The 14,873-nt window shown below is 50.9% G+C and carries 8 protein-coding genes, 2 tRNA genes and 3 rRNA genes; 8 read left to right on the plus strand and 5 right to left on the minus strand.

The features are described 5' to 3' along the window. Positions 1–15 precede the first annotated feature (15 nt). The 4 genes from HCR03_RS16885 to HCR03_RS16900 form a co-directional block, all read right to left on the minus strand. A complete protein-coding gene (locus HCR03_RS16885; RefSeq protein WP_187035553.1) occupies positions 16–408 on the minus strand; it encodes a hypothetical protein in 393 nt (130 codons plus the stop codon). A gap of 818 nt (positions 409–1,226) precedes the next feature. Then, positions 1,227–1,370 (minus strand): hypothetical protein, encoded by a 144-nt coding sequence (locus HCR03_RS16890; protein ID WP_156991369.1) that lies wholly within the window; start codon positions 1,368–1,370, stop codon positions 1,227–1,229. 158 nt (positions 1,371–1,528) lie between these two features. Continuing rightward, a complete protein-coding gene (locus tag HCR03_RS16895) occupies positions 1,529–2,701 on the minus strand; it encodes a YibE/F family protein (RefSeq protein WP_187035555.1) in 1,173 nt (390 codons plus the stop codon). Positions 2,702–2,789: 88 nt separating this feature from the next. Further along, on the minus strand, positions 2,790–4,367 hold the full coding sequence (locus HCR03_RS16900) for a purple acid phosphatase family protein (protein ID WP_187035556.1): 1,578 nt from the start codon (positions 4,365–4,367) through the stop codon (positions 2,790–2,792). 241 nt (positions 4,368–4,608) lie between these two features. On the opposite strand from HCR03_RS16900, the gene srtB reads away from it, so the two are divergent. From srtB to HCR03_RS16940, 8 genes are all read left to right on the plus strand, one after another. Further along, complete coding sequence (gene srtB, locus HCR03_RS16905; RefSeq protein WP_166525181.1) at positions 4,609–5,604, plus strand: class B sortase; 996 nt, start codon at positions 4,609–4,611, stop codon at positions 5,602–5,604. A gap of 614 nt (positions 5,605–6,218) precedes the next feature. After that, a 16S ribosomal RNA gene (locus HCR03_RS16910) occupies positions 6,219–7,737 on the plus strand. A gap of 316 nt (positions 7,738–8,053) precedes the next feature. Beyond that, positions 8,054–8,129: transfer RNA gene (locus HCR03_RS16915), tRNA-Ala, on the plus strand. A gap of 144 nt (positions 8,130–8,273) precedes the next feature. Next, positions 8,274–8,350, plus strand: a tRNA-Ile gene (locus tag HCR03_RS16920). Between the two features lie 15 nt (positions 8,351–8,365). After that, complete coding sequence (locus HCR03_RS16925) at positions 8,366–8,530, plus strand: hypothetical protein (protein ID WP_187035558.1); 165 nt, start codon at positions 8,366–8,368, stop codon at positions 8,528–8,530. Between the two features lie 264 nt (positions 8,531–8,794). Beyond that, positions 8,795–11,812: ribosomal RNA gene (locus tag HCR03_RS16930) — 23S ribosomal RNA — on the plus strand. An 81-nt stretch (positions 11,813–11,893) separates the two neighbouring features. Beyond that, positions 11,894–12,009, plus strand: a 5S ribosomal RNA gene (gene rrf, locus HCR03_RS16935). Together the 16S, 23S and 5S rRNA genes with 2 tRNA genes alongside form the textbook arrangement of a ribosomal RNA operon. 517 nt (positions 12,010–12,526) lie before the next feature. Next, the gene (locus HCR03_RS16940) at positions 12,527–13,813 is read left to right on the plus strand and encodes an O-acetylhomoserine aminocarboxypropyltransferase/cysteine synthase family protein (RefSeq protein ID WP_066645305.1); all 1,287 of its coding nucleotides are present in this window, start codon (positions 12,527–12,529) and stop codon (positions 13,811–13,813) included. Positions 13,814–13,873: 60 nt separating this feature from the next. On the opposite strand, the gene HCR03_RS16945 is transcribed toward HCR03_RS16940, so the two are convergent. Next, positions 13,874–14,731: a fumarylacetoacetate hydrolase family protein gene (locus HCR03_RS16945; RefSeq protein WP_187035560.1), complete on the minus strand. Its 858-nt coding sequence runs from the start codon at positions 14,729–14,731 to the stop codon at positions 13,874–13,876. Between the last annotated feature and the right edge of the window lie 142 nt (positions 14,732–14,873).

Consider the following 14,873-nt stretch of genomic DNA (forward strand, 5'->3'; position numbering starts at 1 on the left):
TTCCTTAAAAAATTTTCAAACATGTTGGAAATAAAGTCGCAGCATAAAACGGAAATAATCAGACGGGGGAAGCGCGCCATATATTTGTTTTGGACCAAAAAAAAAGAACAGGAGGCTGTAAAACAGGTAGTACAGACCGCCCGGTAGGGCGGACTGAATGGCGGGGATAACGCCGGCACCCGAAACGTATGCCGCCGCGCTGCGAAAAACGAAAATCATTCCCCCGGAGGTGATTCCGGTCCAGAGCGTATTCGTCTCCAGATCCATCGTCATTATCAGAACCGGGAACAGGACGACGGACAGCGAGATCCGCAGACCGTCATAAAACAGGTTCCAATAAATTTCAGAGACCACTGTAATGCAAAGACCTGTGAACAAAGTTTGTTTCCATTTCGTTTTCCGTTTCATATTATCGAGTCCTTTCAGATTCTTTGCGGGGAAAGGATACGGGAGGGCTTTTTAAGATGCGGATTCTATATCATAATATGGATTTAAGATACTTTTTCATAAATAATAGATCAAAAGAAGATATTTTTATTTATTACATACAAAATAGAATAGATTTTTTCGCTAAATCGAAGAAAAAGATAGATTTCACTAAAAATGTGAGAAAAATAAACGGAACAGCCGGGGAAGAAGGGGGCGGCGGCTTCGTTTCTCCGCCGGGTCCCGCGCTGTTGCCGCAAGGCAGAAAAAAACGCCGTACACGGATTTTCATCCATATACAACGCTCGAACGCACAGTGCGAAAACTCTTATCAGCCTCGACCCCTGTACAAAAAACGAGACGGGTGGTATGATAAGAACTGCAATGTGCCGATATTCGGTTGCGTATGGAGGTTGTGCTCCGTATGCAGGAAGCAGGTGTTCCCGCACCTGCTTCTGCATTGCAGTTTTTGTGCTTTACAGGTAAATTATACCGCGTTCGGATTCGAAGTCAAGGAAAAGCCGTTCATTGCCGTGGAAAAGGTATTTTGCGCGGCCGCGATCGGGCTTTTCCCGCTGCCGGAAGAGTCACAGAATAAGGGCAAGGGGAGCATACAGCTTACCTTGCCCTTATTCCGTTACCATCGCAGGCTGATACTGCAAAGCGGAAACCCCGATTTTTCTATTCGGGATAGTATCTTTTTATAACTGCGCCCTTTTATGTAGTGCCGGATTTATTTTTATGTTCGTTCTGCTTCCTCACACACATGCGGGGTACCGCACCTCATCCCGAATGGCTTACTATTCCAGTTCCCGGCTTTTGTCCGGATCGGGTATCCGGTTTTCAATTGTTTTCAACTCGGAGTAGATGATCGCCTGGTTTTTTACGACGGCAGTCAGATTCTGGTTTAACCACTCCAGCTGCTTTTTTAGATCTTCGTCCATTTCCTTATACCTCCGATACAGATTTGACCTTTTTACGGCCAAATAAATTGTATCGAAAAAATTACGATTATGTAGAAAAGTAGGACGAGAGCGAACTAAAAATACAAAAAATACCCTTTAAGCCGTCAGGTGTGAAAGGCTTTCCCCGCGGCGCTTTGTTACGCACTTTTCGGTTTTTCAAGCAGCGGCATCAGTTTCGCGGAAAGAAGAGAGACCAGCGGCACGGTAAGGACGACGGCGGAGCTTCCTGCGAGCGCCTGAATGATTTCCGCCGCGATATGGTTGGAGTTCATTACCTGCTGATACGGCATGTTGTAGGTATAAATCTGAATCATCATCACAAGGGAAGAACCGGTGAACGCCAGAATCAGTGTGTTTGCCATAGTGCCCATCATATCGCGGCCGACATTCATGCCGGAAGCAAATAAAGTCGGGGCATCGGTTTCCGGATTGCTGCGATAGATTTCATTTATTGAAGAGGCCACAGAGATGGCAACATCCATGACCGCCCCGAGTGATGAAATCAGAACGGCCGCAAAAAACAGGCTGCCTACCTTCAGTCCGCTGTGGGAAGAAATCGCCAGCAGGGAGTCTGTGTCGGAAAACGTGTAGCCGGAGGTTTGAGTCAGGCAGCTGAAAATCTGGGCAATCCCCGCTGAAACGGCGACTCCGCCGATGGTACCCAGAATTGCAATCAATGTTTTTCGTTCGATCCCCCCCGCCAACGGAAGAGTTACGCAGGAAGTAGCGGCGGAGAAAATCAGGACGGCGGCTGCTGGGGAAAGACCGTGGTACAGCAGGGGCACAAAAATAAAAATGACGCTTGTCATCGTAAATCCGATGGCCACGACCGACTGAAAGCCGCGTTTCCCGCCGACGAAGCAGAGCAGCAGGACGAAAAGAACCGCCATTGCGTAAAGGTAGGGGGTTCGGTGCGGGGAGTTGGGGTTGATGTTGACGGTTCCGCCGTCACCCGTTGCGCTCACGGAAACAATGATGGTCTGCCCGGCATTCAACTTGTAATTGGTATCGTAATTCAGATTATTGACGATGTGGTAGCTTCTGCCTTGAAAATTACCCGTCAGGATTTTTACCGTGACGTTCTGCGAGCCGACCAGCAGCTCCGGATGGATTTCGTCTTTTTTTGCGCTTTCAGAATCGACGGAAATTACGCTTGCCTGTTCAAAGGAAATCTGGTCGTTTCCCGACAGGCTGTAGGGGTTGTAATAAGCCTGGTGACGGCTGACGGAATAGGCGAATACGGTATAGACGGCCAGAATCAGCAGCAAAAGGGCCAGCTTCCATTTCTCTTTGATCTCAACACGCGGCACGGCGCATTCCCCGCCTTTTCTTTCAATTTATGATAACAACCCCGTTTCACAATCAGTGCAACGGGGTTGTTTTGATACAGGAAGCGGATTAGCTGCGGGCAGTCGGTTTTTTTCGAAGGGCTGCGATGCATCCGGCGGCTACGATCAGCGCAAGAGCCGCAAGCGCGGCATACAGGTATGTGCCGCCTTCCCTGTCGCCCGTTTTGGGATTGGAGGCCGCGGAAGCGGGGGCTGTTGTTGAAACTGCGGCCGTCGGGGACGCGGAGGTCTTGGTGATGGTATAGGTGTCGATCGGCGTGTCGGAGCTGGTCTTATAGGTTGTCAGAGTAAAGGTATCGCCGGTGACTTTTGCGTAAGTGTAGGTCGGTTCGTTATTTTGCCAGCCGACCGCGCTGAATGAGTGATCCGCCGTGGCGTTGTATTTATAGTATTTGCTGCCGCTGCCGGAATCAAGCGTAAGGTACACGGTCCCTTTCGGATTGGTCACCTGGCCTTTTTTAACCGTGCTGACGGCGGACCCGCCATACATTTGATAAGTGCGGGTGTAGTAATGGTCGTGACCGTTCAGCACAATATCGATCTGGTATTTGTCCATCAGCTTCGTCCAGTTTTTGCGCATGAACATCGTGTCGTCATCCGCTGAAGTCGCACCGTCGTGGTTGGCTTCGCTGTAAGGCGCCTGATGGAAAGAAACCACCTTCCATTTTGCGTCTTTGTTCGCGTCGATTGCCTGTTTCAGAAAGGCGTCGTGCGCGGAAACGTCATAGAAGTTGTTGCCTTCCAGCACCAGAAACAGCGTGTTGCCGTAACGGAACCAGTAATCTCCGTTGTTGTCGTCCACATTGTTTGTTTTGGTCTGCCCAAGGGTGGAAAGATTGGGCTGATTGTAATGGAAGCTGTAATACTTGCCCATCTGGAAGTCGTGATTGCCGGAATAGGCAGCCAGAATATGGGCTTGCAGATAATCAGCCGAGGAATCGGGGTTGAAAAATGCGTTGTATTCCTTTTGCTGCGTATACAGATGGTCGTAATTGTTTACCTGGTCGCCCATGGAAAACAGGAAGTTCAGGGAAGGATACTTCGAATATACTTTTTTGAGCGTGTTTGCCCAGCCGGCCTGATCATTGGCCAGATTTCCGCTCGCGCCCATCTGGGGATCGCCGAAAGCCGCAAAGCTGAATCCGTCCTTGGCGGATTTTGTCTGGAACGTATATGTTTTGCTCCAGGTTGTCCCGTCTCCTACGCGATAGGTATAGGAGGTATTCGGAACAAGCCCGCCGACCGTGACTTTGTCGGAGTATTCATCCGAAAGGGCCGCCCCGCTTTCATCCTGAAAAGAGCCGATGGACTGATCGGTGTTTTTGGGATTGTTAAGAACACCTTCCGTCGCCGTCATCTTTGCGACGGCCGCCTGCTTTGTCGAGTCCGCAGGGAAACTGTTGTTCTTCATGTCGCTTGTTTTCGCAATCTGAAGCTGTCCGGCGGCGGAATTGCCGCTTTGCCAGCAAAACCGTACTTCCGTTTCCGTACTTCCGATTCCGATCGTAATGTTGTAGGGAGCCGAGGCTGATGCCGCCTGTGCCGGGATCCCGAGCGCAGCGCCCATGACTGTCAGGGCACAAAACGCCGCCGCGATGGTTTTGACCGCTTTTTGACGAATCAACATTGATTGAACCTCCTCTTTCAAATGGCTGAATTAACAGCGTTATTGTAGTCTCTGCAAATGGGAAGCCGGTTACAGTCCTGTTAATTTCTGTTAAATTCTTGATAACCTTTCGATTTAACAAGAATTTAAAAGCGGTTACGTTGATCTTCTGATCTGCGCATGATAGGATCATTTCGGAACAGCAGAATTAAATCCGTTGTAAGGGCTGATGTTAATGTGTCTTTCCGACTGGTTTTTGCGGTTGAAACGAATTGCGGATCAGAGAATGAAGCCTGTCCCCAAACGGTTGTCCAGCCTGTCTCCTTATTATTATGTTTTGCTTGGCTGCGTTCTTTCTTTCGTAGTCTGTACTCAAATTCTGATTACACGCCTGATTTTTCCGTTTCTTCGTTCCGAATCCGATCTGACCGAAGCCCGTTCCTACTATCGAGCCGCTGCAAGCAGTGCCGTCACGCGGACCGGCAGTCAAAATGTTCCGCCGGCAGCGGAAACGAAGGCCGTGCCTGATCCCTTTGATCAGCTGCAAGCCGTCAACCGAGACGTGACGGGATGGATTACCTTGCCGGAAACAGCGATTGATTACCCGGTCCTTCTGGCGCCGGCGGGTTCACCTGATTTTTACCTGACCCATGACTGGGAAAAAAACGAAACCAAATACGGAAGTATTTTTATGCTGAGCTCCGATTCGGCGGGCAAACAGGTGAAAAATACGATTTTATACGGGCACAGTATGAAGGACGGAAGCATGTTCGCCCCCTTGCTGAATTACGAAAGCCTTGCTTTTTACCGTGCCCATCCCGTTGTTCTGTATCGGAAGGGCGGCGAAAAGGCCTGCTGGAAAATTTTTGCCGTCATGAAAGTGAATACGGATCCGGCTCAGGGAAAGCCATTTGACTATCAGAAAACCTCGTTTTCCTGTGAAGAAGATTTTTTGGAATACCTTTATCAAGTTCGAATCCGTTCAATGTTCGAATTTCCGGTTGACATTAAGCCGTCTGATGAAATTATAACGCTCTCCACCTGTTCCTATGAATTTGAGGGTTTCCGAACAGTGGTGTTTGCACGGCGCGTCCGGGACTCGGAAAAAGAAAGCGTGAAGGTATCGGAAGCGGTAAAGAATCCCGACGTACTGTATCCCGACTGCTGGTATAAAAGGTTCGGCGGGGAACAGCCTTTTCTGCCCGATTTTCAGGATGCAATGCGCGGCGGGAAGCTGTCCTGGCTGAAAACGGACTGAACATTGCGTAAAAAAGCTCTTTGCCGACCGGATTCGGCAAAGAGCTTTTATCATGACAGGAGGGGATGAACCCGGGCCGGACCTTCGCTGCGATCGGCGACATATTTCTGATATTTGGCTTTCTCCGCTTGAATTATTTTATTTGAGCAGAATGAGCTGGAAGTGAAAGAAAAGACAATTTCCAGAAATTTCTTTGTATGAAACCCTGGACAAATTAAAAAAATTGTGGTATCATCAAATTCCGCTCTTGAAGCGGGCCGCAATCTGTAAAAGTCTGTTGACAAAGCGAACATGTTGTGGTATTATTAAAAACCCGCGCAGTTGATAAATATTAAAATTTTAAAAATTGTGGTCGGGTGTTGACAAACGGAGATCAGCGTGCTATACTAATAAAGTTGCTCGCCGAATGACACACAAAGCGGGCATGGGACCTTGAAAATTAAACAACGAGACGATAAAGAAGGAACCCGTAAAGATTTCGAGAGTAAAAGTACTTTCGGACGAAAAGAGAGGGAAACTCTTACAAAAAAACCAAAAGATACGTTAGTGTATCGACTGAAGAGCCGAAACGACTCTAAGATAGATATAAACGCCTTCGGGTGATTATATACCATATTTTAGAGAGTTTGATCCTGGCTCAGGACGAACGCTGGCGGCGTGCCTAACACATGCAAGTCGAACGGAAACAGATTGAAGCTTGCTTTGAACTGTTTTAGTGGCGGACGGGTGAGTAACGCGTGAGGAACCTGCCTTTCAGAGGGGGATAACGTCTGGAAACGGACGCTAATACCGCATGACATTTTGTTGCCGCATGGTGATAAAATCAAAGGAGCAATCCGCTGAGAGATGGACTCGCGTCCGATTAGCCGGTTGGCGGGGTAACGGCCCACCAAAGCAACGATCGGTAGCCGGGCTGAGAGGCTGAACGGCCACATTGGGACTGAGACACGGCCCAGACTCCTACGGGAGGCAGCAGTGGGGGATATTGCACAATGGAGGAAACTCTGATGCAGCAACGCCGCGTGAGGGAAGAAGGTTTTCGGATTGTAAACCTCTGTCCTCAGGGACGATAATGACGGTACCTGAGGAGGAAGCTCCGGCTAACTACGTGCCAGCAGCCGCGGTAATACGTAGGGAGCAAGCGTTGTCCGGATTTACTGGGTGTAAAGGGTGCGTAGGCGGCACTGCAAGTCAGGTGTGAAAACCATGGGCTTAACTTATGGATTGCACTTGAAACTGTGGTGCTTGAGTGAAGTAGAGGCAGGCGGAATTCCCGGTGTAGCGGTGAAATGCGTAGAGATCGGGAGGAACACCAGTGGCGAAGGCGGCCTGCTGGGCTTTAACTGACGCTGAGGCACGAAAGCATGGGTAGCAAACAGGATTAGATACCCTGGTAGTCCATGCCGTAAACGATGATTACTAGGTGTGGGGGGTCTGACCCCTTCCGTGCCGGAGTTAACACAATAAGTAATCCACCTGGGAAGTACGACCGCAAGGTTGAAACTCAAAGGAATTGACGGGGGCCCGCACAAGCAGTGGAGTATGTGGTTTAATTCGAAGCAACGCGAAGAACCTTACCAGGTCTTGACATCCAACTAACGAAGCAGAGATGCATCAGGTGCCCTTCGGGGAAAGTTGAGACAGGTGGTGCATGGTTGTCGTCAGCTCGTGTCGTGAGATGTTGGGTTAAGTCCCGCAACGAGCGCAACCCTTGTGATTAGTTGCTACGCAAGAGCACTCTAATCAGACTGCCGTTGACAAAACGGAGGAAGGTGGGGACGACGTCAAATCATCATGCCCCTTATGACCTGGGCTACACACGTACTACAATGGCCGTTAACAACGGGAAGCGAAGCCGCGAGGTGGAGCAAAACCCCAAAAACGGTCTCAGTTCGGATCGCAGGCTGCAACCCGCCTGCGTGAAGCTGGAATTGCTAGTAATCGCGGATCATCATGCCGCGGTGAATACGTTCCCGGGCCTTGTACACACCGCCCGTCACACCATGGGAGCCGGTAATACCCGAAGTCGGTAGCCTAACCGCAAGGAAGGCGCCGCCGAAGGTAGGATTGGCGACTGGGGTGAAGTCGTAACAAGGTAGCCGTATCGGAAGGTGCGGCTGGATCACCTCCTTTCTATGGAGACCCGAGCAGATGAAACATTCTGTTCCAACATCCAAGGTCGGTTACGGATGACTTATTATCCAATCGTTGTTTAATTTTGAAGGCCTCGCAGGCTGAGCCTGCACGCACGACGCGCTGAAGCAGACTGGAAACAGAACGCCGAACGCCGCGGAAATGGGTGCGGAGGAAAGCCGGCGGCACAAAGGTCTTGTGTTCGCGGCAAAGCGGCCCGGGAGACCGGAAAGCCAAAGCGCGGCGAAAGACACTGTGTGTCGGTCTTCTCAGAGATAGCATAGGAAGAACCAATCAGTTGAATAGCTTCCAATACGGGGGTATAGCTCAGCTGGGAGAGCGCCTGCTTTGCAAGCAGGAGGTCAACGGTTCGATCCCGTTTATCTCCACCAGCGGACTGAAGTCCGCGGTCACGACACGCCGGGGCGTTTCAGAAATGAAAAGGCTCGCGGTCGCGGAGAGAACCGCAGAGGAAGTCTGCAAAAAACTGGCTATAGTGGCAGAAAGACCGGATAGCCTCAAAGCCGGAACAATATGGGCTTATAGCTCAGCCGGTTAGAGCGCACGCCTGATAAGCGTGAGGTCGGTGGTTCGAGTCCACTTAAGCCCACCAGCAGGCTGAGCCTGCATGCACGACGCGCTGAAGCATTCTGGAGACAGGAAGCGGAATGTCGCGGAAATGGATGCGGCAAAAGTCTGGAAACGGCAAACAGGAAGCGAAAGCGGAATGGGAGCCAAAATTACATACGGGGTTTCAGTCCGCGACGGCGAGTTTGGGAAACCGAAAAGTTGAAAGCGCGATGAAAGACACTGTGTGTCCATATGATGTTCTGGTCCATGCAAATGGAAAAGAGTATTGTGTGTAATCTGATGGCTGGGAAAGGCCGCGGCAGGCAAGGTTCTTTGAACTGAAAGCTGATTCGCGACGTGCGTCAACCTCAGGTTGTACCTTGAAAACTGAATAAAGCGAGAAGCAGATAAAGCGAGAAAAAGTTGTTATTCTAACAAGATTAATCTGATAGAAAAACTACAATTTTGAAGAACCAAAGAATCACATGGTCAAGCTACAAAGAGCGCAAGGGGAATGCCTTGGCACTGGGAGCCGAAGAAGGACGCGGCTAACTGCGAAAAGCTATGGGGAGCCGTAAGCAGGCATTGATCCATAGGTGTCCGAATGGAGCAATCCGGCTGGAGTCATGTCCAGTCACCGTGGAGTGAATTCATAGCTGCACGGGGGGAACCGCCTGAACTGAAACATCTAAGTAGGGCGAGGAAAAGAAATCAACCGAGATTCCGCAAGTAGTGGCGAGCGAACGCGGAAGAGGCCAAACCGTGGGCAGCAATGCCCGCGGGGTGTGGACAGCCAAAAAGTACGCAATCCTGAGCAGAACGGCATGGAAAGGTCGACGAAAGAGTGTGAAAGTCACGTATGCGAAGGGAAAGCGCAGTGGGCTGTATCCCGAGTACTGCCGGACACGTGAAACCCGGTGGGAACATGGGGGGACCACCCTCCAAGCCTAAATACTACCCAGTGACCGATAGTGAAGAGTACTGTGAAGGAAAGGTGAAAAGCACCCCGGAAGGGGAGTGAAATAGAACCTGAAACCTTGTGCTTACAAGCACCGAGAGCCCGTCAATGGGTGATCGGGTACCTTTTGTAGAATGGTCCGGCGAGTGAATGTAACTGGCAAGGTTAAGTCCTTCAGGGACGGAGCCGCAGGGAAACCGAGTCTGAACAGGGCGTATGAAGTCAGTTGTATTCGACCCGAAACCGGGTGACCTACCCATGTCCAGGTTGAAGTGGGGGTAAAACCCCATGGAGGACCGAACCGACTCCCGTTGAAATGGTAGCGGATGAGGTGTGGGTAGCGGAGAAATTCCAATCGAACCCGGAGATAGCTGGTTCTCTCCGAAATAGCTTTAGGGCTAGCCTCGTATTAGATTACCGGAGGTAAAGCACTGAATGGTCTAGGGGCCGAAAGGCTACCGAAGCCTATCAAACTCAGAATGCCGGATAATTGATGTACGGGAGTCAGACAGTGTGAGATAAGTTTCATTGTCGAAAGGGAAACAGCCCAGACCCACAGCTAAGGTCCCTAAACACGGTTAAGTGGCAAAGGATGTGGGGTTGCTTAGACAACCAGGATGTTGGCTCAGAAGCAGCCATTCATTAAAAGAGTGCGTAATAGCTCACTGGTCGAGTGACCCTGCGCCGAAAATTCAACGGGGCTGAAATCGTGTACCGAAGCTTGGGATGCTCAAATATTCTCCATGCTTTCAGGAAGTTGAGAAGCGGAATCCGGCGGCGCGGAAGCGCTGCGGAAAGCCTCTTTCCCGCACAGAAGCGGAAGAGGAAGGAAAAGGTTCCGGATCAGCGGGCGCAAAGCGCCGCGAAATTTCACAGTAAGGTTGAAATGGAGCGCCGATTGAAGGTTTGGAGAATGTTTGAGCATGGTAGGAGAGCGTTGAATGAGAGTTGAAGTCGGAGCGGAAGCGCCGGTGGATTTCATTCAAGTGAGAATGCCGGAATGAGTAGCGAGAAATATGTGAGAATCATATTGGCCGAAAGTCTAAGGTTTCTGGAGGAAGGTTCGTCCGCTCCAGGTAAGCCGGGAGCTAAGGTGAGGCCGAGAGGCGTAGCCGATGCACATACGGTTGACATTCCGTAGCCGCAGAAGGATTTAAGTAAGATGACACCTGCAAAGGGCATGACCCGGGCGTTGGTTGACCCGGGCGTAAGGGACCGAAATCAAGTAGGGAAGCATGCGCAGAGCAGGGCGAGAAAAGTCTTATGGGATATCCGATGCGCCCGTACCGCAAACCGACACAGGTAGACAGGAAGAAGATTCCAAGGCCAACGGGAGAAGGGTAGTTAAGGAACTCGGCAAATTGACCCCGTAACTTAGGGAGAAGGGGTGCCTCAGAAATGAGGCCGCAGAGAATAGGCCCAGGCGACTGTTTAGCAAAAACACAGGTCTCTGCCAAATCGAAAGATGACGTATAGGGGCTGACACCTGCCCGGTGCTGGAAGGTTAAGAGGAGATGTGCAAGCATTGAATTGAAGCCCCAGTAAACGGCGGCCGTAACTATAACGGTCCTAAGGTAGCGAAATTCCTTGTCGGGTAAGTTCCGACCCGCACGAAAGGTGTAACGATCTGGGCACTGTCTCAATTACCCGCCCGGCGAAATTGTAGTACCGGTGAAGATGCCGGTTACCCGCGACAAGACGGAAAGACCCCATGGAGCTTTACTGTAGTTTAATATTGGGTTTCGGTAATTTATGTACAGGATAGGTGGGAGACTGTGAAGCGGCGGCGCTAGCTGCCGTGGAGTCACCCTTGGGATACCACCCTTAAGTTGCTGAAATTCTAACCTGCGGCCGTGAATCCGGCCGGGGGACATTGTTAGACGGGCAGTTTGACTGGGGCGGTCGCCTCCAAAAGAGTAACGGAGGCGCTCAAAGGTCAGCTCAGCACGGACGGAAACCGTGCCAAAGAGTGTAAACGCGTAAGCTGGCCTGACTGCGAGGATGACGGTCCGAGCAGAAACGAAAGTTGGAGTTAGTGATCCGGCGGTATGAGAGTGGAATTGCCGTCGCTCAACGGATAAAAGCTACCCTGGGGATAACAGGCTGATCTCCCCCAAGAGTCCACATCGACGGGGAGGTTTGGCACCTCGATGTCGGCTCATCACATCCTGGGGCTGTATTCGGTCCCAAGGGTTCGGCTGTTCGCCGATTAAAGTGGTACGCGAGCTGGGTTCAGAACGTCGTGAGACAGTTCGGTCCCTATCTGTCGTGGGCGCAGGATATTTGAGGAGAGCTGTCCTTAGTACGAGAGGACCGGGATGGACGCACCTCTGGCGCACCAGTTGTCATGCCAATGGCACAGCTGGGCAACTATGTGCGGATCGGATAAACGCTGAAAGCATCTAAGCGTGAAGCCGACTCCAAGATTAGATATCCCACAGCATAAGCTGGTAAGGCCCCTTGAAGACTACAAGGTTGATAGGCTGCGTGTGTAAGCACGGTAACGTGTTCAGCTTGGCAGTACTAATAGGCCGAGGGCTTGACCATATTTTTGGTTCGACCCTTCATTTCCCTTTTTCTGCTTCCAGTTTTGTTCAGTTTTGAGGGTACGTTTTGTGCCCCAAAATGGTTGGTATCGATTGCGATGAGGGTACACCCGTTCCCATTCCGAACACGGAAGTTAAGCTCATCTGCGCCGAAGATACTTGGCTGGTAACGGCCCGGAACAATAGGTGATGCCGACATTTTATAAGCTCCTGCTACAGTCCTGTAGCAGGAGCTTTTTGTCGTCAAACTCGCCCCCCACCCTGCACCCCCCACTTGATTCCCTCCCACACCAGAAAATGCTTCAACTTTCACTTTGCTTCCCGTGCGGGGATGGATAGGGGATGAAAAGCGGTTGCAAGTGTGGGAAAGCTCCAAGTGCCTTGAGGCGCTTTCAATATGAAAAATGCTTGACAAATGCCTGAAAATAGAATACTATACTTACATAACATATATAAATACTAATATTAAGAGAGGGGCTTTCAAGATGGATTTTATGGAATTTTACGGCAGAAGTAACAAGGAAATGCTGCGAGGAATGTGCGGCATCCTGTGCTTTGCTATGCCCGGAATGCGTCAGGCCCGATCTGTTCTGTTATTGTAAATACTTTTGCAAACAGAATAGAAAGCGGGCCGTCAGAAATGTTTCTGCCGGTCTTTTTTATATCTGTTTTAAGGAACGAAAATAATAATTATTAATAAAAAAGGAGTTAAGTTATGAGCAACAGAAAATTAGGTTTTGATACTTTACAGGTGCAGGCAGGGCAAGAGCCGGACCCGGCGACGGGTGCCCGGGCGGTTCCGATTTATCAGACGACCTCCTATGTTTTCAAGAACACAACGGAGGCGGAAGACCGCTTTGCTTTGACAGAGCCAGGCAACATTTATTCCCGCCTGACCAACCCGACAACGGAAGTCTTCGAAAAACGAATCGCCGCGCTGGAAGGAGGAACGGCGGCCATCGCGGTGGCGTCCGGTGCGGCGGCCATCACCTATGCTGTTTTAAACCTTGCCCAAAGCGGCGATGAAATCGTGTCCGCAAGCACGCTTTACGGCGGAACTTACAGCCTGTTCGCTCATACGCTGCCGAAATACGGGATTCATACCGTATTTGTAAATCCGGATGATGTCGGCAATTTTGAAAAGGCGATTACGCCAAAAACAAAAGCAATCTATTTTGAAACACTCGGAAATCCTTCCATTCATATCATTGATTTCGATGCGGTTGCGGAAATCGCGGAAAAGCACGGCGTCCCGATCATTGTGGATAATACGTTTGCAACCCCATATTTGTTCCGTCCTTTGGAGCACGGCGCGGCGGTAGTGGTTCATTCCGCGACCAAATTCATTGGTGGACACGGCTCATCCATCGGCGGAGTCATCGTCGAAGGCGGAAACTTCGACTGGAAAAACGGAAGGTTCCCGGGCTTTACCGAGCCGGACGAAAGCTATCACGGCATTTGCTTTGCGGATTTGGGCGGCTCCGCGTTCTGCACGAAGATTCGCGCACAACTGCTGCGTGACCTCGGCGCATGCCTGTCTCCATTTAACGCTTTCTTATTCCTGCAGGGCTTGGAAACGCTCTCTCTGCGGGTCGAGAAGCATGTTTCAAATTCAATCAAGGTAGCCGAATTTCTCTCCCAAAATTCAAAAGTTCAGGAAGTCAATTATCCTCTGCTGTCAGGGAATCCATACTATGAATTGGCAAAAAAGTATTTTCCGAAAGGAGCGGGTTCCATTTTTACGTTCTCGGTCAAGGGGGATGTGGATGCCGCGAAAAAAGTGATTGACAGCCTTGAAATTTTTTCCCAGCTGGCAAACGTGGCCGACGCGAAGTCGCTGGTGATCCATCCTTCCACGACCACGCACCAGCAGCTGACGCCGGAGGAGCAAAGGGCCGCAGGGTTTGGGCCGGAAACCATCCGACTTTCGATTGGCCTGGAGGACCCGGACGACTTGATCTGGGATTTGAATCAGGCGCTTAACAGGGCGATTCCGGGCTAAGTGGAGGAGAACTGAAAGTGAGGAATGCGAGCGCATTCCTCACTTTTAGCGCAGACAAATCTACGCCATTACGTTTTTTAAAGTGCCCAGCTTTTCAATGGATACCTGAACCTCGTCCCCGGCTTTCAGCCAGCGCCGCTTTCCCTCCGGCATCCCTTGAATCACGCCGCAGGGCGTGCCGGTAAAAATCAGGTCTCCCGGCTTTAACGTCATGTATTGAGAAATGTAACTGACAATAGTCGCGCAGTCGAAAATCATGTCACACGTGTTGCCGGACTGGCGAAGCTCGCCGTTGACGCGGCTCTCGATTCTCAAAGACTGCGGGTCGCCGATTTCATCCGCCGTTGTGATGCACGGTCCGACGGGGGCAAAGCCGTCGCAGGTTTTGCCAAGCAGCCATTGATGCGTGCGGAACTGCAGATCGCGCGCGGAAAGATCGTTGCCGGGCGCATACCCGAATACGCAGGACAACGCTTCCTGTTTCGGAATGTCTCGCGCCTCTTTGCCGATGACGATAACCAGTTCGGCCTCGTAATCGAATTGTTCCGCCGTATTGGGAAGGGAAATCCTCTGCCGGTGGGCGGCAAGCGCGTTGTTGTATTTGTTAAACAGCACCGGGTATTCCGGAATCTCCATCTTGATTTCGGAAGTGTGGTTCCTGTAGTTCAAGCCGACGCAAAGTATTTTTTCCGGCTTTGTAACGCACGGCAGATAAGCGATTCCCGGTTCCGGGACAGACGCCGCGTCCGAGCCGGAGAGCCGGCGCAGAGTTTGCAAAGCGGCGTCGCCGCCTGAAATGACCTCCTCCATGGACGACGGGGCTTTCCCGCCCGAAGCCTCAGCACAGTCGATGATTCCTTTTTCCATCCGGATTCCGAACCGCTGCTCCCCGCTGCGCTCAAACTGCATCAGTTGCATTTTGATTCCTTCCTCATCGTTTACTTGATTTGCCGGCAGACTCCGGCTGCTTTGTTTTCCATTATAGCATGTTCCCGAGGACCGTTCAACGTCGGGGCGAAACGGCTCCGATTGAGTTTGTTTACCGCTTATGCTATAATAA

The sequence above is a fragment of the Caproicibacter fermentans genome (assembly GCF_014303955.1).
Lineage (GTDB): Bacteria > Bacillota > Clostridia > Oscillospirales > Acutalibacteraceae > Caproicibacter > Caproicibacter fermentans.